We start from the raw sequence: 16,130 nt of genomic DNA, 5'->3' as shown, positions 1-16,130 counted from the left end.
CGGGGTGGATGTCGCCGTCCTGCTCTCTCGGACGATATAGCGGGCCGTCGGCTCGGCGGCGGTCTCACGCGCCAGGGACGCCACGGGGAGCGGACTTGGGGCGGGAGGACGGTGAGCGGTCCGCGCGGGGCGGGCGCGGAGGCCGGTGAGCGGCGCCCGCGCGGGGCGGGCGCGGAGGGCGTTGGAGGGGCCCGCGCGGGGCGGGCGTGGAGGGCGTGGAGGGGGCGCACCGCACGGTCTTTCGCTCCGACGGCCCAGCAAGGCCGTTCCCGGATGGCGCAGTGTCCCAACCCGCGCACTAGTTGTAAGCGAGTGGTGCCTTCCGGGGCCCACGAGACAGCCACGGTGGTTGCCTACCCGTTGTTCCACGAACGGAGCCCGCGACATGACCTCCGACCCCTTCCTCAGCAATCGGGCCGACGACGAGAGGGACCGGTACGCCGCCCCCGCCCCCGAGCCCCTCTCCACCCCCGAGCCCACCCCCCTGCACCCCGCCCTCGAGCCCGCCCCGCTTCCGTTCGCCCCCGAGTCCGCCCCCCGGTTCGCCGTCCCGCCGCGCCCGCTCTCGCCCCCTGCTGCCGCCCCCGCGGTCGCCTCGGCGACGGCCCTGGAGGTCGCCTCGGTGGCGGGTCCGCCGGCCGGCCGGGTGGCGGCCGCACAGGTCGCCACGGAGCCCCAGGCGGCTCCGGCGGCAGGTCCGATGGTGGCCCCGGAGCCGCCCCGGACCGCCCCTGAGGCACCGAAGTCCCCGGAGACCCAGGTCGCCCTTGAGGCCCCTGCGGCCGTCGAGGCCCCGGTGGCGCCGGAGGCCCAGGTCGCTCCGGAGGCGCAAGCCGCCCCGGATGCCCAGGTGGCCGAGGTGGCCCAGAAGGCCCAGGTGACCCCGGGCACCGCAGAGGCCCAGGTGGCCGAGGGCGCCGCGGAGGCGCCGGAGAAGGCCGAGTCCGGCGACGAGGCGATACACACCCTTCTGTCGACGGCGGCGACGGAGCGTCCGGTGGACGAGGTCGCTTCCCTGGTCGCCCGCCTCCAGCAGACCGGCGAGCTGTCCAGCCCCGCCGACGTGGCGCTCCGCGCGGCGGCCGTCTCCCGACCCCTGGACGAGGTGCGGCGACTCGTCGCGCTGCTCAACGAGTCGGGCTACGACCTCCACCAGGCCGAGACCACGCTGCGTGCCGCGGCCGTGGGCCGGCCGATCGAGGACGTGGTCGCGCTCGTCAACATCCTGGGGACCGACAGCAGCGACTGGCGGCACGCCGCCGCGGACTCCCAGGAGCGGAAGGCCGGAGGCGGCAAGGACGACGCCGCCGAGGCCGGGCGTGACGCCGCCGTCGCCGCGCCGACGCCGCGAGGATCGGCGAAGCGGCCGGTTTCGGTCCTGGACGGCGCTCTGGCCGCAGGCCCCGGCAGCCACACCACTTCCGCCGGGCTCCGCTCGGCTCTCCGCTGGCCGGCCGGGATCGCCCTGCTCCTCTGCGGTCTCGTCCACGTGCCCACGGACCTCGCGGGTCTGCGCGCGGGTGGCCAGGCGGAGATCCTCTCCGTGGCCATCACCGCCCTGTGCCTGCTGTGCGGCGTGTGGCTCCTGGTGGCGGACACCCTGACCGTCTGGTTCGCCGCGACAGGGCTCGCTGTCTCCGTCATCGTGCTCCACGCGGTGGAGAGCGCGGGCATGGTCGATCTCGTGAACAGCGGCCTCGGCTTCACGTACACCTGGGCGAAGGCGGCAGCGCTGTTGAGCGCGGTGGCGGTGGTCGTGTCGGCGGGCGCGACACTGGTGCGCTCCGCGAGGACGACGACCGGAGCGTCGGAGAGCGCCTGATGCGGCTCAGGGCGTCGCCAGGGTCTGGGCCACGCAGGTGGTGCGCATGGCTTCCAGGGCCCTGGCCTGACGCCGGGCGCGGCGGATCAGGGCGTCGAGATCAGCAGGGTCGAGGCGGGAGTCCGTACGGGACAGTGTGCGCAGCGAGCGCCAGCACGCCTCCTTGCCCTCGACGCCCAGCCGCATCGCCTCCAGCTCCAGGACGTCGCTCAGCGGCGAGCGGGTGAAGAGCCTCCCGTTGAGCTTGAGCCGTCCCGCCCTCTCCATCACGCGTCCCAGCGCCACCCGGTGGCGGCGCTGCGGGACGCCGAGCGTGGACATGATCCGGCGCAGGGTGCGCCGGTCCTGCGCCACCTCGTCCGCGAGGCTCTCCAACGGCGGGCCGAGGGCACGGCCGCGGTGCGCCCGTGCCATGCGGCGGATCAGGGAGACACCACCTGAGGACCCCGCGAGGTGGTCGTTGAGGTAGGTCGCCAGCAGCTCCGGATCGCCGGAGTCCGCAGCGGCCCGCCCCCGGGATCCCCCGCGCCGGCGGCCCGCGCCGGCGACGCCCCGGGACCCGCGCCCCGGCGCCCGGCGCCACCACGCCGGCCCGCGCCCGGGGCCGTCGTCGTCGTAGGGGCCGTGGACACGTTCGAAGGTTCGGTGCGTCATCAGCGGCCAGAGACCGCCGACGAGGTGGAACAGCCCGCGCGTGCGGGTCACCTTCACTGGCACGACCATGGTCGACTCCTCTCGGGGAAGCGCGGCGGCGGAGGGTGGGCGCTCCGTCCGCTCATGACGTGGCGGAGCCGCGGAAGGCGTCCCGCGCGCGGTCCATGAGGGCGGTGAAGGGGCCGGCCGTCCACTGCGCGGCGGTCGAGCCCGCGGCCGTGGGGTGCGGGTGGGTGGGGGCCATGCGCTCGGCCATCCGCAGCCGACGTCCCATGGACCTGCGGTCCTCGATGTCGCAGCGCGCGCGGATCGCGGGGAACTCCTCGCGCTCCTCGTGCCGGGCGTGGTCCTCCACCGCTCGCTGGAAGGCGACGAGGCGGGTGTCGAACGCCTCGCTGTGCACGTCGAGCCCTTCCAGTTCGGCGAGCGCCTCGTTGGCCCGGCTCTCCTCCGCGTTGCGGGCCTCCACCTCGTCCTTCCCCGCGACGCGCTCGGCGACGGGCCGCAGGACCATCTCCTCGGCGGCCTCGTGGACGGCGAGCAGGCCGCGCAGCTCGTCGAAGGACCGCCGCTTCGTCTCGCCGTCCGCGGCGAGGGTCTGTGCGAAGAGCCGCCGTATGCGGGCGTGTTGCCGGAGCAGCTGCTCCAGGATGTCGTCCTCGCTCGCCTCGGTGGCCGGGCCCTCTCCCGTACGGGGACGGGCCGGCAGACGCGCTTCGAGGCGGCCCTCCACCACGCGGGTCTCGAACGCGGGCTGCGGCGCGGTGGCCGGACCCGTCACGTTCCAGCCGTCCGTGAGGCGGAACGTGCTGTCGTGCCAGGGGCAGCGGACGCAGCCGTCGACGATCGCGCCCTCGGCGAGCGGCCCGCCCAGGTGGCTGCACCGGGCTGCCAGGACCCGGACCTCGTCGTCCGCCAAGCGGACGATCACGACGGGGACCTCGCCGATCCAGCCCTGCGCGGGCCGGCCCTCGGGCAGGACCGCGACCTCGCCGAGGTCGTGCCACCCGGGCTCGACCAGGGCGGCGACCTCCTCGGCGTGGTTCGCTCCCGCGGCCTGTCGATACGCCAGATGACCGCCGATGGCCCCTCCGGCGCCGATCGCGGTGAGGCCGACGATCCCCCAGATTTTCCCGCGTCCGTGCCTGCCGCGGCACCGGGCCGCGAAGGAGGCCGCGTAGCAGGCCACCCCGACGACGTTGGCCGCCGCGTGCACGAGCCCCACCCGCTGCTGCGGGCGGCGCAACTCGGCCCAGTCGGTCCAGCCCGCCAGCGCCCCCGGCGCGGCGCCCGCCAGACCGGCACCGACCAGGACCCGCGCCGCCCGCCGATGGCCGGGCAGCACATCGAGGACGGCGGCCGAGACCCACGCCCCGATCGGGAACTGGACGAGGACCGGGTGGAGCGGATGGCCGAGCCACCGTCCGTGCAGGACGTCCCGGGCCGCCCCGAGCGGCAGGCCCTGGACGGCCCGGCGTACGGCGTCGACGGCCCAGTCGGCCCTGGGGGAGCTCTCGATCCGTTCCATCGTCGACAGGATCCGCCCGGGGCCTCGGGCCGAAGGCAGTGCCGAGCGGGCGAGCGCGAGGGTACGGCTGCGTGTTCCGTGCATGTCCATGGGGGGCGAGTAACCCGTGGCGCCCACCGGAAACGGCACGCGTCCGGGAGCCTGGCCGGGCCTACCGCGCCTCGGCGCCGTCCCCGTCCCCGTCCTCGTCCGTCCGTACGTGCATGGCGGCCTCCTCGGCCGTCGCCGCGCCGTCGTCGGGGCCGACGTCCGTGGCCTTCAGGGGGCTCCGTCGACCACGCGCGTCGTCGTCGACCGACGCGAGCCGGCCCGCGCGCAGCGACCCCGCGCCCTGTTCGGCCCGGTCCGGGTCGCCGTCCGCCGGGGATCCGGCCTCGGGCTCCTCGACCGGCGCCGCGTCGGGCACCTCCTCGGCGAGCCGCTCGTCCAGCGTCGCGCCCTCGCGCTGCTCACGCTGGGTGGTGCCGTGCCGTGAGGTCGCGCGCGGACGGTCGGGCGGTGAGTAGCCGGGTTCGGTCATGGCGTCGAGGAGCGACGGGTCGACGGCGTTCTCCAGGTCGAGGTCGTCGACGGGCCGGTCGTTCCCCTCACCCGCGGTCGGCTGGTAGACATCGTCACCGCGGCCTTCCGGCTGCGTCTCGGGCTCGTTCCGGGCCATGGGGGACTCCCTCCAGTGATCGTCCCCCCGCGCGTGCCCGTCACCCGACGGCGCAAACGAAGGCCCGCGCGCCCCCCTGGCTCGTCTGGGGCCTGGGCCTCAGACGCGTTCCCGCCGGGACGGTGTGTCAGACCGTGGCGAGCCGGTCCACCAGCAGCTCCACCCTCGGCTCAGCGTCCTCGGGCAGCAGGCGGCCTGCTCGGGTCAGGGTCGCCAGACCGTGCAGGGCCGCCCAGAACACCTCGGTGAACATCCCCGGGTGGACGCCCTCGTCGGCGACCTCGGCGAGGCACTCGAGCAGGGCGGCGAAGGCGTCCTTCAGCGGCTCGGGGGTGTCCTCCTGCGCGTACGCCAGGCCGCCGTCGAGCTGGAACAGCGCGTCGTAGACCGCCGGGTTGTGCTCGGCGAAGTCGAGGTAGGCGCGGGCGAGGGCGGCGACGCGCTCGCGCGGGCTGTTCGCTCCGGAGGCCGCGGCACGCACCGCCGCGGCCAGCTCGGCGGCGCCTTCCAGGGCGACGGCGCCGATGATCTCGCGCTTGCCGCGGAAGTGGCTGTAGAGGACGGGCTGGCTGTATTCGATGCGCTCGGCGAGCCGGCGGGTGGTGACGGCGTCCCACCCCTGCTGCTCGGCGAGTTCGCGGGCTGTCGCCACGATGAGCCGTTCGCGCTCCGCCCGTTCGCGCTCCTTGCGTTCCTTTACCGACATGCATCGACCCTAGCACCGCTAGACAATCGAGCGTTAGTAGTACTAGCGTCGCCACATCATCTAGCAACGCTAGTTCTCGGAGGGATCGTCATGCTCAACGCACTGGAGATCGTCACCACCGTCGTCGTCGGCCTGATGGTGGGGGTGGAAGTGTCCGTCGCCTTCGTCATGAACCGGATCCTGGACGCGCTTCCCGAGGACAGTGGCCAGCTCGGCCACGCCCACGGCGGCCGGATGCTCGGCGCCCTGATGCCGTTCTGGTACCTGGGCTCGCTCGTCCTCTGCGCGATCTGGGCCGTCGCCGGTTGGAACGGCCACGGGGCCGGACTTGTCGTCACCGCCGCCGGATTGCTGATCCTCAGCGTGGTCATGTCGATCCTGCTGCTCGTCCCGATCAACAACCGGAACAAGACCTGGACCCCCGAGAACCGGCCCGCCGACTGGAAGCAGCAGCTGGACCGCTGGGGCCGCTACCACTACGTCCGCGTCGCTGTCATCGTCGCCGCGTTCACCCTGCTGGTCGCCGCCCGCGCCTGACACCACCGCCGCCCCGGCATGTAGGAGTTCGCCCCCACGTGTCGACGGCTTCACGGTCCACGCCGCTCCCAGCGCCGACGAAGACTCGCGTGGAGAAGCCCGGCTCCGTGGCCATCGTGCTCGGCGTCCACGGCCTGACCGCGACACAGGCCGGCCCTGGCCCGGCCCGCGTCCCTAGGACGTGCCCGTGAAGAGGGCGGCGGCTCCCGTGATCTCCAGGAGCCGGGTCACCTGGGGGCTGGCGGCGGTGATCGTCAGGGGGTGACCGTCGCTGACGGCCTGCCTGCGGGCGCGCAGCAACGCGTTCAGGCCGCTGGAGTCGCAGAAGGTGACCTCGGACAGGTCCAGGGCGACTCCGGCGCCGTCGCTGGCGGCCAGCGCGTGCAGGAGTGTCGTGTGCAGCTGAGTGACGCTGTCGAGGTCGAGCTCTCCGCAGACCTTCACGGAAGAGCCGCCCTCCCGCGGTGTCACCGACACCGCGATGCGGTCCTCCTTCGCCTCCGGAGCCGGGAGTCGGGCGGGGTCGGGGAGCGGAACCACGATGACCACCTCCTGTGCGGAAAAGACCCGGGACGAGTGTGCCCGGCGCTGCGATTACCCGTCAAGGATTACCTGAAATTCGCTTCGCATTTTTGTGACGGGTCGGGCATGATGCTGTGTATGGCAGTGAGAAGCGGCAGCCACGCGGAGTGGACGTTCCTGACCAATCACGCCCGGGTGCTTCTGGCGATCGCGCGCGACCCGGGGGTGCGGCTGCGCGAGGTGGCGCTGCGCTGCGGGGTGACGGAGCGGACCGTGCAGGCGATCGTCGCGGATCTCGAAGCGGCCGGATACCTCACGCGCACCCGCGCGGACGACGGTCGGCGCAACCGCTACGCCATCGAGTCCGGTGCCGCGTTCCGTCATCCCGCCGAAGCCGACCACGAGATCGCCGGCCTCCTCGAACTCTTCGCCGAGCAGCCGCACGCCGCCGAACGCGCCACGGACTCGGACGTTCACTCGGCCGGCCCGCCGTAGCCGTGCCGGCGCGGTGACACGGGGGCCCAGGGCCCAGGCGACCCAGGGGGCGGGCCGAGGTGACCCGCGTCACACCCCGCTCCTGTCAGCAATCGCGGCGCCGTCTCGTTCAAGGGGCACACGCGAACGAGACAGGAGCAACGCCATGAAGCACCGCATCGTCGTCCTCGGCGCCGGATACGCCGGGGCCTTCGCCGCCGGAAACCTGGCACGCCGGCTCTCTCCCGCCGACACCGAGATCACCGTCGTCAACGCCGCCCCCGACTTCGTCGAGCGGATGCGGCTCCACCAGTTCGCGGCCGGCCAGGACCTCGCGCCCCGCCGGCTCGCCGACGTCTTCGCCGGCACCGGGGTGCGACTGCGCCTGGCGCGCGTCACCGGCGTCGACCCCGAGCGGCGGACGGTCGCGCTGACCGGCGAGGACGGCGACGGCGAACTCGCGTACGACACGCTCCTCTACGCGCTCGGCAGCTCCGTCGCCCACCACGACGTCCCCGGCGTGGCCGAGTACGCCTTCGACGTGACCAGCTGGTCCTCGGCGCTGCGGCTGCGCGAGCGCCTGGCCGGTCTGCCCGCGGGCGGCACCGTGCTCGTCGTCGGCGAGGGGCTGACCGGCATCGAGACCGCCACCGAGTTCGCCGAGTCCCGCCCCGACCTCTCGATCGCGCTCGCCGCCCGCGGCCCGCTCGGCGCCTGGCTCTCCCCGAAGGCGGGCCGACACCTGCGCCGGGCCTTCGACCGGCTCGGCATCACCGTCCACGAGTACACCGGGGTCGAAGCCGTCGAGCCGACCCGGGCGATCGCCGCCGACGGTACGTCCCTCCCGGCCGACGTGACCGTGTGGTCGGCCGGGTTCGCCGTGCACCCCCTCGCGGCCACCAGCGGCCTCGAAGTCGCCGAGACAGGCCAGATCGTCGTCGACCGCACCATGCGCTCGGTCTCCCATCCGGAGGTCTACGCAGCGGGTGACTGCGTCTTCGTCCGCGGTGACAACGGCCGGCCGTTGCCGATGTCCTGCGTCTCGGCCGGCTTCACCAACATGCAGGCGACCGCCGCGATCATCGCCCGCCTGACGGGCAGTGAGGTCCCGACCGTGGGACTGAAGTACCACGGCAACCACATCAGCCTCGGGCGGCGGGACGCGATCTTCCAGATGGTGGACGGGGACGTCCGGTCGAAGTCCTGGTACCTCGGCGGCCGGACCGCCGCTCGGCTCAAGTCGGGCGTGCTCAAGGGAGCCGAGTGGGGCATCGCCCACCCGACCTTCGGCATGCCGAAGCGCAGGCGCCGCCTGACCGCCGTGCCCGCCCGGTCCGGTATGACGGTCGCCGCCTAAGCTGATCCGCATGGATGTCGCAGCCATCGACCGGTTCGAGGCCAGCCGCGGCCGGCTGGCCTCGCTCGCGTACCGTCTGCTCGGCTCGGCCGCCGACGCGGAGGACGCCGTGCAGGACACCTTCCTGCGCTGGCAGGCCGCCGACCGCGAGCGGGTCGAGGTGCCGGAAGCCTGGCTGACCAAGGTCGCCACCCGCCTCTGCCTCGACCGGCTCCGCTCCGCGCAGGCGCGCCACGAGCGAGCGGCCGGCGACTGGCTGCCCGAGCCGCTCCTGGACGGCGACCCGATGCTCGGCCCCGCCGAGACCTTCGAGCAGCGCGAGTCGGTGTCCTTGGCCGTGCTGACCCTCCTGGAACGCCTCTCGCCGGTCGAGCGGGCGGTCTACGTCCTGCGCGAGGCGTTCTCGTACGGTCACGCCGAGATCGCCGGGATCCTCGACATCACCGAGTCCGCGAGTCAGCAGCACGCCCACCGGGCCCGGGTCCGGGTCGCCGCCGAGCGCCGTCGCGGAGGCGAGGCCGACCCGGTGTCCGCGCGCCGGGTCGTCGAGGAGTTCCTCGCCGCCGCCACGTCGGGGCGCACCGACCGGCTGGTGGCGCTGCTCACCGAGGACGTGACGGCGGTCTCGGACGGTGCGGGTCTGGCCAAGCGGCTGCTGCGGGTGGGCACCCGCGAGCGGGTCGCCTCGTTCGTACGGGCCGGCTTCAAGGCCACGCCGGCGAAGCGGCGGCTGGCCGGCGGCTCGCCCGCCATGCACCTCGCGAGGGTCAACGGCTCTCCGGCCGTCCTCGCCGTGGTCGACGACCGGGTCGTGGGCGCCGTGGCGTTCGAGGTCAGCGACGGGAAGGTCGCGGCCCTCCGGGGCATCGCCACCGCGAACCGGCTCACCCGCCTAAACGCGGCCTGGCGGCGCCGCGAACCGGACGCGCCGGTCATCCCCGCATGGTGACCCGAGCCGCCGGCCCCGCACGACTTCGCTGACGCTCCCGAGGGCGCCCGACCCGATCCAGGGCGCCCCCACCACCTGCCCGGTGTGCCACGCCCGTCCGGGGGCATGCGCAGAGGAAGAGCAGAGGAACACGAAGACGCGGGAGGGTGTCATGGAGGCGCAGATTCTGGAGAAGTTCCCGGCCGGAGCGCCGCGTGGCGCCTGGCCCGCCGAGGAGTACGCCGCCGCCCGGCAGCGCGAGGGCGTCCCGGCCACGGTCGTCATGGACCTGGAGTCGGACTGCTTCCTGGTCGTGCGGCCCGCGCAAGCGGAGGAGTCGGCCGTCCCCGCCGCGTCCTGACGTACTCTCACCACCCGCGCAGTCGACCCCCGGTCCCACGTTCCAGAACGTGGGACCGGGGGTCGACTGCGGTCAGACCCTGCGCCACCTCGCCTGGCCGAAGGAGAACACTCCGAACAGCGCCAGTCCGGCCGCCACCGCGATCAGCAGCCACGGACCGACGGGCGTCCGGGCGAAGGAGCGGATCGCGTCGTCCACGCCCTTGGCCTCGGCCGGGTCGAACGCGATCGCCGCCTTGAGCGCGAAGTACCCGACCGCGGCGAAGACGAGTCCGCGGCCGATGCCGCCGGCCACGCCGGTGACATCCATGAAACGGCGTGCCCGCTGGGACATCTGTCCCCACGTCAGGTGCTTGCGGTACCGCCGCATCACGGCGCTGCCCGCCATGAACAGCCCGGCGGCCACCACACCGACGGCCGCCGCCCCGAGCCACCACTGACCGCCCGGCAGCTCCATCAGACGGCGGGTGACGTCCTGGCTCTGCCGGTCGCTCGACCCCTGGCCGCTGCCCCGCGTGCCGGCAGCGAAGGACAGCACGAGAAAGGACGAGACGCCGTAGAAGGCGCAACGGGCTCCCGACATGCCGCGCTTGGCCGCGCTGTCGCCCTTCGGCCCGGCCGTGCCGAACACGGCCTCCGTCAGACGCCAGAGGGCCATTCCGGCGAGCCCCACTCCGAGAGCCCACAGGAGCACCGCTCCGAAGGGGGTCGCCGCCACCTCGGCCAGGGCCCCGCCCCGGTCCGCCTGTCCGCCCGAGCCCGTCACGCCGATGCGGACGGCCAGCACTCCGACGAGCAGGTACAGCACTCCGCGTGCCACGAATCCCATGCGGGCACCCGCCCGCACGGCACTGCCGCGGGCGGCTCTTCTCGCCACCAGCGTGGACGACCCTGTTGTGGTCATGGCCGGTCACTCCCCTCACGTCGGATGCATCGGATGCCCCGTCCTCCCCGGCCCAACCCGAACGGGGCCGAGCCCGGTCCGGCGGCGGTGCCGAGGGGCCGTTCGGGGGTGGGGCGAAGGGCTGTCGGCGTGCTCCGGGAGTCGGTGGACCGTCCGACCGTACGGTGCGTCAGTCGGACGACCCCTTCGAAAGCACGGATGCCCTTGCTCGCCGTAACCGTCATCGCGGGCGTTCTGTTCACCTGGTGCGTCCTGTCGCACCGCCTCGCGCGATGGAGCATCACCGCACCGATCGCCATGATGGTGGCGGGCATCGCGCTCACCAGCGGCTCGGATCCGCCGCTCGTCTTCGACTTCGGCGACATGGCCGGATTCGAGCACGCGGTGGAGGTCGTCCTCGCGCTGCTGCTCTTCGTCGACGCGACCGAGGTCCCCGCGAAGGTCATCCGCAGGGAGAGGAGCGTCGTCACCCGTCTGCTGGGCGGCGCGCTGCCGCTCACCCTGCTCGCCGCGTTCCTGACCGCGTTCGCCTTCTTCCCCGACCAGCCCGGCTGGGTCCTGGCGGTCCTGGCGACGGTCGTCGTCCCGCTCGATCTGGCGCCGACCGCCGCGGTGGTGCGGGACAAGCGCGTCCCGGCCCGCCTGCGCGAGGTGCTCAACGTCGAGGGCGGTCTGAACGACGGAGTCGTCTCACCGGTGTTCCTGCTGTGCCTGGCCGCCGCCGCCGAGGCCCACACGGCGAGCGACGACTACGCAGAAGCCGTCCTCGACGCCGTCGGCTCGGCGGCCTGGGCCGTCGCGGCCGGCTCGCTCGTCGGCTACGGCGCCGGCCGGCTGCTGCGCCTCTCGTGGGCGAAGGGCTGGACGCAGCCGGCCGCGACCAGGCTCGGGGTCCTGAGCGTCCCCATCGCCGCCTACACCCTGTCGGCCGCGCTGGGCGGCAACGGCTTCGTGGCCGCCTTCGTGGCCGGTGTCTGCATCGCCCCTGCGATGCGGCACATGCCGGAGAACGCGGTGGAGATGACCGACGACCTGGTCACCCTGCTGACGCTCGCCCTGTGGTTCCTCTTCGGCCAGATCGTCAACAACGAGTTCTGGGACGGCTTCCACCTCTCGGTCGTCTTCTACGCCGTCCTCGCCGTCACCCTGGTCCGCGTCGTGCCCGTGATGCTCGTGCTGATCGGTACGGACTTCTCGCTGACCGACAGGCTCTTCCTCGGGTGGATGGGGCCCCGGGGAGTGACCTCGGTGGTCTTCGGACTCCTCGCCGCACTGGAGCTGCCCGCCTCGGAGGGCGGTGACTTCATCTCCCGCGTCATGGTCGTCACCGTCATGGTCAGCATCGTGCTGCACGGCCTGAGCGCCGAGCCGATCGCCCGCCGTTACGGCCGCGGCCGGCTCACGGCGCCCAAGGCGTGAGCCGGCCGCGGGCCTCGCCCGACCGACCCGGGGCCGCCGTCACCGCCGCCCGCGCAGCCGACCGAGCAGGGTGCGGGCCTGAGCGCGCTTGCGCGGGTCGGCGGCGGCGCGCCGGGCCGATGCGAGGGCCCGCTGCCCCTGCGGGGTGCGGGTGAACCGCTTGATACGCGTGATGAGTCCGGACATGGCGCCTCCTCGGTGGCGGTGTGTCCGGTCCGCCTACCCCGTGATGCCGCACCGATGCCCCCAGGCCGGTCGAACGCCCCCGGCGCCGAGGGGTGGTTCAGGCCGTGGCGGCGGTGCCGGACGCCTGCACGAGCGCACTCCGCGCCGCCTCCTCGGCCGTGTCGCGGTCCTCGGGGACGAGGCCGATGCGGGTGCGGCGGTCGAGCAGGTCGGACGCGTCGAGGGCGCCTTCGTGACGGACGGCCCAGAGCAGCTCGGCGTGGGTGACGGGGTGGCCGGGAACGACGGGCCGCGCGAGCGCCGGATCGGTGAGACCGAGTGCGTGCACGGCGACCGCTTCGGTGCCGTACCGCCGTACGAGCCGGCCCGGGACGTCGAGACGGGCGAGGCGCTGGGGCCCGTCGGCGCCGACGAGGGGGACGGAGGCGGTACGGCAGGGGCCGGCCGTGAGGGCGCGGGCGGCCACGGCCGCGTCGACGGCGTCCTCGGCCATGCGCCGGTAGGTGGTGAGTTTGCCGCCGACGACGGTGACGACGCCGTCGCGCGAGGTGAGGACGGCGTGCTTGCGGGAGATGTCGGCGGTGCGGCCCTCCGTCCCCCGGGTGTCGAGGAGGGGCCGCAGCCCCGCGAAGGCCCCCACCACGTCCGCGCGGTGGAGGGTGACGTCGAGGGCGGAGCCGAGGACGTCGAGGAGGAAGCCGATGTCCGTCTCGGGCACCTCCGGCACGTCGGGGACGTCGCCGTCGACGGGTTCGTCCGTGAGCCCGACGTACACCCGGCCGTCGTGCTGGGGGAGTACCAGCACGAAGCGGTTGGTCTCGCCGGGAATCGGGATGTGCAGGCCGGTGGAGAGGCCGCCGAGGTCCTCGGCGCGCAGGACGAGATGGGTGCCGCGGGAGGGCCGGAGCCGTACGTCGTCGACCAGGCCGCCCGCCCACACCCCCGTCGCGTTGACGATGACCCGTGCGCGGATGCGCAGCTCCTGGCCGGTCGTCTCGTCGCGGACCCGCGCGCCGTCGCCGGTGAGTTCGAGGGCGCGGGTACGGGTGAGGATGCGGGCGCCGTGGGCGGCCGCGGTCCGCGCGATCGCCGTGACCAGGCGTGCGTCGTCGGTGAGTTGACCGTCCCAGGACAGGAGTCCGCCCCGCAGGCCGCCGGTCCGCAGGGCGGGCGCGAGGTGGCGCGTCTCCACGGCGGACAACGTCCGAGGCGCGGGCAGCGTGGTGCGCGCCGTACGGGCGGAGACGCGCAGCAGGTCGCCGGCGAGGAAGCCGGCGCGGGCGAGGGCCGCCTGGGCGCGGCTGACGAGCGGGGTGAGGGGGAGGACGAAGGGCTGGGCGCGGACCAGGTGGGGAGCGGTCCGTTCCATCAGGATGCCGCGTTCGACGGCGCTCTCGTGGGCGACGTCGAGCTGTCCGGTGGCGAGGTAGCGCAGGCCGCCGTGGATCAGCTTGGAGCTCCAGCGCGAGGTGCCGAACGCGAGGTCGTGGGCGTCGATCGCGGCGACGGTGAGCCCCCGGGTCGCCGCGTCGAGTGCGGCGCCGGCCCCGGTGGCGCCGAGTCCGACGACCAGGACGTCGACCGCGGTGCCGCCCGCGAGTTCGGCCAGTTCGCGGCCGCGCCGCTCGGCGTTGAGCGAGGAGCCGGGCGGGGTGGCGCCGGGCAGGGCGGAGCTGCTCAGGGGCTTCATGGGGTGAGGGTCCTCTCCAGCAGGGTGCGCAGCTCGCCGAGGAAGGCGGCTTCGCTCAGTTCGGGATCGGTCTCGTCGGTCATGGTGCGCAGCGAGAGCGTGAAGGACTGCACGACGAGCAGCAGGGACCGGGCCTGGAGGTCCAGGGGCGCGCGCCGCACGGACCCGTCCTCGTGGCCCTCGCCGAGAGCCGTGACGAGCAGTCCGAGGAAGGCCTCCTGGCTCGCACCCCTGCGATCCAGGATGTAGGGCAGCAGCAGCTCGGGGTCCACGTCGAGGATCTTGCGGAAGAGCGGGTGGACGGCGAAGGCGCCGGCTCCCGCGACGAGCCCGTCGACGATCCGCGACCGGACGGGCCCGCCGTCGTCGGCGGCGGGCATGGCGCCGGCCGCGACGGCGATCCACTCACGCGTCATCAGGTCACCGACCAGGGTGCGGACGTCGGGCCATCGCCGGTACAGCGTCATCCGGGACACGCCCGCGCGTCGTGCGACGTCGGTCAGGGTCGTGCGTCGGACGCCGACGGCGAGCACGCAGTCGCGTGCGGCGTCCAGAACGGGATCTGTGTCCGAGTGGTTGTGACGAATGGGCGTCATCTGTCACAGTGTAATGCCAGTGCGGGCCGAGCGGCAGTACCGCCCGTGAAGAGACAGCGGCGGAGGCCGTCCGTGCACCGCACGGCGACAGCGCGGTTCACGTAGCAGGCGGCGGTAGCACCGTGCGTGGATCAGACCGAGAGGAACATCTCGAAGTGGACATGTTGTGGAGTGGCTGGGGCGACCCGGCCAAGGCGGCCCCGCTGCCCGACGCGGTGACCGGCCTGCTGCGTGACCTGCTCGGCGTCACCCCCCGCGCGAGCGGCCCCTCGACCCTCGACGACATCGAGGCCCCCGCCCCGGCGCTGACCGACGAGGCACGCCGGGCGCTGAGCTCGGCGCTCGCGGCCGAGGACGCCCTGCGCGACGACGCCGAGAGCCGTATCCGGCACACCCGCGGCAAGTCGACCCCGGACCTCCTGCGCATCCGGGCCGGCGAGGTCGAGGACCTCCCGGTCGCCGTCGTGCTCCCGGGCAGCCACGACGAGGTGCTGGCCGTGCTGCGCGTCTGCGCCGCCCAGGGCCTGTCCGCCGTCCCGTTCGGAGGCGGCACCTCGGTCGTCGGCGGCCTCGCGCCGCAGACGAAGCGGCCGTTCGTCGCCCTCGACCTGCGCCGGCTCGACCGGCTCCTGACCCTCGACGAGATCTCCCGCACGGCGACGCTGGAGCCCGGCCTGCGCGGCCCTCAGGTCGAGGCGCTGCTGAACGAGAAGGGCTGGACCCTCGGCCACTTCCCGCAGTCGTTCGAGTGGGCGTCCGTCGGCGGCTTCGCCGCCGCCCGCTCCAGCGGCCAGGCCTCCGCCGGATACGGCCGTTTCGACGAGATGGTCCTCGCCCTCACCGTCGCCACGCCCGAGGGCACGCTGGAGACCGGACGGGCGCCCCGCTCGGCCGCGGGCCCCGACCTGCGGCAACTGATCCTCGGCTCCGAGGGAGCCCTCGGAGTCATCACGGCGGTGACGGTCCGCATCCGCCCGCTGCCGCGGAAGCGGGTGTACGAGGGCTGGCGCTTCGCCTCCTTCGAGGCCGGCGCCACCGCCCTGCGCCGGCTCGCGCAGGACGGCCCGCGCCCGACCGTGCTGCGGCTGTCCGACGAGTCCGAGACGTTCGTCGGACTGGCCCAGCCGGACGCCATCGGCGCCGCCGACACCCCGCCGAGCGCGGGCTGCATGGCGATCGCGGGCTACGAGGGCACCGAGGAGGAGACGGCCGCCCGGCGCGCCGCGGCCCGCGAGATCCTGCTCGCATGCGGCGGCGAGTACGTCGGCGAGGAACCCGGCGACCGCTGGGAGCACGGCCGCTACAACGCCCCCTACCTGCGCGACGCCCTGCTCGACGCCGGGGCCTTCGCCGAGACGCTGGAGACCGCCGGATTCTGGTCCACGCTGCCCCAGCTGTACACGGCCGTACGCTCCGCGCTGACCAGCGCCCTCACCGAGGCCGGCACCCCGCCGCTGGTCATGTGCCACATCTCGCACACCTACGAGAACGGCGCCTCGCTGTACTTCACCGTCGTCTCCGCCCAGGGCGAGGACGCGGTCGCGCACTGGGAGCCCGTGAAGCGGGCCGCCAACGACGCGATCCTGGCGGCGGGCGGCACCATCAGCCACCATCACGGCGTGGGCACCGACCACCGCGACTGGTACGCCCGCGAGATCGGCCCGCTGGGCGTCCGTATGCTGCAGGCCGTCAAGGCGGAGGTGGACCCGGCAGGCGTGCTCAGCCCGGGCGTCCTCATCCCCGTTCGCTGATCACGTCCCGACCGTCCGCCGTCCCCTTCTCCCTTCCG

Annotated in this window: 17 protein-coding genes; 8 read left to right on the top strand and 9 right to left on the bottom strand. The window is 74.1% G+C overall.

Translation table 11 applies throughout. The features are described from left to right. Positions 1–385: 385 nt before the first annotated feature. Positions 386–1,822 (top strand): hypothetical protein, encoded by a 1,437-nt coding sequence (locus ACIPPS_RS07235; RefSeq protein WP_401427933.1) that lies wholly within the window; start codon positions 386–388, stop codon positions 1,820–1,822. Positions 1,823–1,828: 6 nt separating this feature from the next. Here ACIPPS_RS07235 and ACIPPS_RS07230 read toward each other — a convergent pair whose 3' ends face one another. The 4 genes from ACIPPS_RS07230 to ACIPPS_RS07215 form a co-directional block, all read right to left on the bottom strand. After that, positions 1,829–2,545 carry a hypothetical protein gene (locus ACIPPS_RS07230; protein WP_401427931.1) on the bottom strand — a complete coding sequence of 239 codons (717 nt, stop codon included), beginning with the start codon at positions 2,543–2,545 and terminating at the stop codon, positions 1,829–1,831. Positions 2,546–2,597: 52 nt separating this feature from the next. Further along, on the bottom strand, positions 2,598–4,004 hold the full coding sequence (locus ACIPPS_RS07225; protein ID WP_401427929.1) for a Rieske 2Fe-2S domain-containing protein: 1,407 nt from the start codon (positions 4,002–4,004) through the stop codon (positions 2,598–2,600). 151 nt (positions 4,005–4,155) lie between these two features. Further along, positions 4,156–4,662, bottom strand: a complete 507-nt coding sequence (locus tag ACIPPS_RS07220; protein WP_401427926.1) for a DUF5709 domain-containing protein — start codon at positions 4,660–4,662, stop codon at positions 4,156–4,158. 127 nt (positions 4,663–4,789) lie between these two features. Then, positions 4,790–5,368, bottom strand: a complete 579-nt coding sequence (locus ACIPPS_RS07215) for a TetR/AcrR family transcriptional regulator (RefSeq protein ID WP_401427924.1) — start codon at positions 5,366–5,368, stop codon at positions 4,790–4,792. Positions 5,369–5,458: 90 nt separating this feature from the next. Here ACIPPS_RS07215 and ACIPPS_RS07210 point away from each other — a divergent pair, with 90 nt between their 5' ends. Further along, the gene (locus tag ACIPPS_RS07210; protein ID WP_401427921.1) at positions 5,459–5,905 is read left to right on the top strand and encodes an anthrone oxygenase family protein; all 447 of its coding nucleotides are present in this window, start codon (positions 5,459–5,461) and stop codon (positions 5,903–5,905) included. A gap of 174 nt (positions 5,906–6,079) precedes the next feature. Here ACIPPS_RS07210 and ACIPPS_RS07205 read toward each other — a convergent pair whose 3' ends face one another. Beyond that, positions 6,080–6,445 (bottom strand): STAS domain-containing protein, encoded by a 366-nt coding sequence (locus tag ACIPPS_RS07205; protein WP_401427919.1) that lies wholly within the window; start codon positions 6,443–6,445, stop codon positions 6,080–6,082. Between the two features lie 120 nt (positions 6,446–6,565). Here ACIPPS_RS07205 and ACIPPS_RS07200 point away from each other — a divergent pair, with 120 nt between their 5' ends. The 4 genes from ACIPPS_RS07200 (at position 6,566) to ACIPPS_RS07185 (ending at position 9,547) form a co-directional block, all read left to right on the top strand. Then, a complete protein-coding gene (locus ACIPPS_RS07200) occupies positions 6,566–6,922 on the top strand; it encodes a helix-turn-helix transcriptional regulator (RefSeq protein ID WP_401427917.1) in 357 nt (118 codons plus the stop codon). A 145-nt stretch (positions 6,923–7,067) separates the two neighbouring features. Then, entirely contained in the window at positions 7,068–8,258 is a 1,191-nt protein-coding gene (locus tag ACIPPS_RS07195) for an NAD(P)/FAD-dependent oxidoreductase (RefSeq protein WP_401427914.1), read from the top strand. A gap of 10 nt (positions 8,259–8,268) precedes the next feature. Next, complete coding sequence (locus tag ACIPPS_RS07190) at positions 8,269–9,207, top strand: sigma-70 family RNA polymerase sigma factor (RefSeq protein ID WP_401427912.1); 939 nt, start codon at positions 8,269–8,271, stop codon at positions 9,205–9,207. A gap of 151 nt (positions 9,208–9,358) precedes the next feature. Beyond that, positions 9,359–9,547: a hypothetical protein gene (locus ACIPPS_RS07185; RefSeq protein ID WP_401427910.1), complete on the top strand. Its 189-nt coding sequence runs from the start codon at positions 9,359–9,361 to the stop codon at positions 9,545–9,547. A 72-nt stretch (positions 9,548–9,619) separates the two neighbouring features. On the opposite strand, the gene ACIPPS_RS07180 is transcribed toward ACIPPS_RS07185, so the two are convergent. After that, positions 9,620–10,450 (bottom strand): DUF1206 domain-containing protein, encoded by an 831-nt coding sequence (locus tag ACIPPS_RS07180; protein ID WP_401427908.1) that lies wholly within the window; start codon positions 10,448–10,450, stop codon positions 9,620–9,622. Positions 10,451–10,648: 198 nt separating this feature from the next. On the opposite strand from ACIPPS_RS07180, the gene ACIPPS_RS07175 reads away from it, so the two are divergent. After that, a complete protein-coding gene (locus tag ACIPPS_RS07175; RefSeq protein ID WP_401427905.1) occupies positions 10,649–11,869 on the top strand; it encodes a cation:proton antiporter in 1,221 nt (406 codons plus the stop codon). Between the two features lie 39 nt (positions 11,870–11,908). On the opposite strand, the gene ACIPPS_RS07170 is transcribed toward ACIPPS_RS07175, so the two are convergent. The 3 genes from ACIPPS_RS07170 to ACIPPS_RS07160 form a co-directional block, all read right to left on the bottom strand. Continuing rightward, positions 11,909–12,055, bottom strand: a complete 147-nt coding sequence (locus tag ACIPPS_RS07170; protein ID WP_401427902.1) for a hypothetical protein — start codon at positions 12,053–12,055, stop codon at positions 11,909–11,911. Between the two features lie 97 nt (positions 12,056–12,152). Beyond that, positions 12,153–13,745, bottom strand: a complete 1,593-nt coding sequence (locus ACIPPS_RS07165) for a glycerol-3-phosphate dehydrogenase/oxidase (protein WP_401427900.1) — start codon at positions 13,743–13,745, stop codon at positions 12,153–12,155. After that, positions 13,742–14,341, bottom strand: coding sequence for a TetR/AcrR family transcriptional regulator (locus tag ACIPPS_RS07160; RefSeq protein WP_401427897.1), 600 nt, complete (start codon positions 14,339–14,341; stop codon positions 13,742–13,744). The genes ACIPPS_RS07165 and ACIPPS_RS07160 overlap by 4 nt, the downstream gene beginning before the upstream one ends. Positions 14,342–14,496: 155 nt before the next feature. Here ACIPPS_RS07160 and ACIPPS_RS07155 point away from each other — a divergent pair, with 155 nt between their 5' ends. After that, positions 14,497–16,092, top strand: a complete 1,596-nt coding sequence (locus tag ACIPPS_RS07155; protein ID WP_401427895.1) for an FAD-binding oxidoreductase — start codon at positions 14,497–14,499, stop codon at positions 16,090–16,092. Positions 16,093–16,130 lie beyond the last annotated feature (38 nt).

Origin of the sequence: Streptomyces sp. NPDC090127 (assembly GCF_044746945.1) — a bacterium.
In the GTDB taxonomy this organism is placed as follows: domain Bacteria; phylum Actinomycetota; class Actinomycetes; order Streptomycetales; family Streptomycetaceae; genus Streptomyces.
The sequence above is the reverse complement of the archived record's forward strand: the minus strand, read 5'-3'. Positions and strand labels throughout refer to the sequence as shown.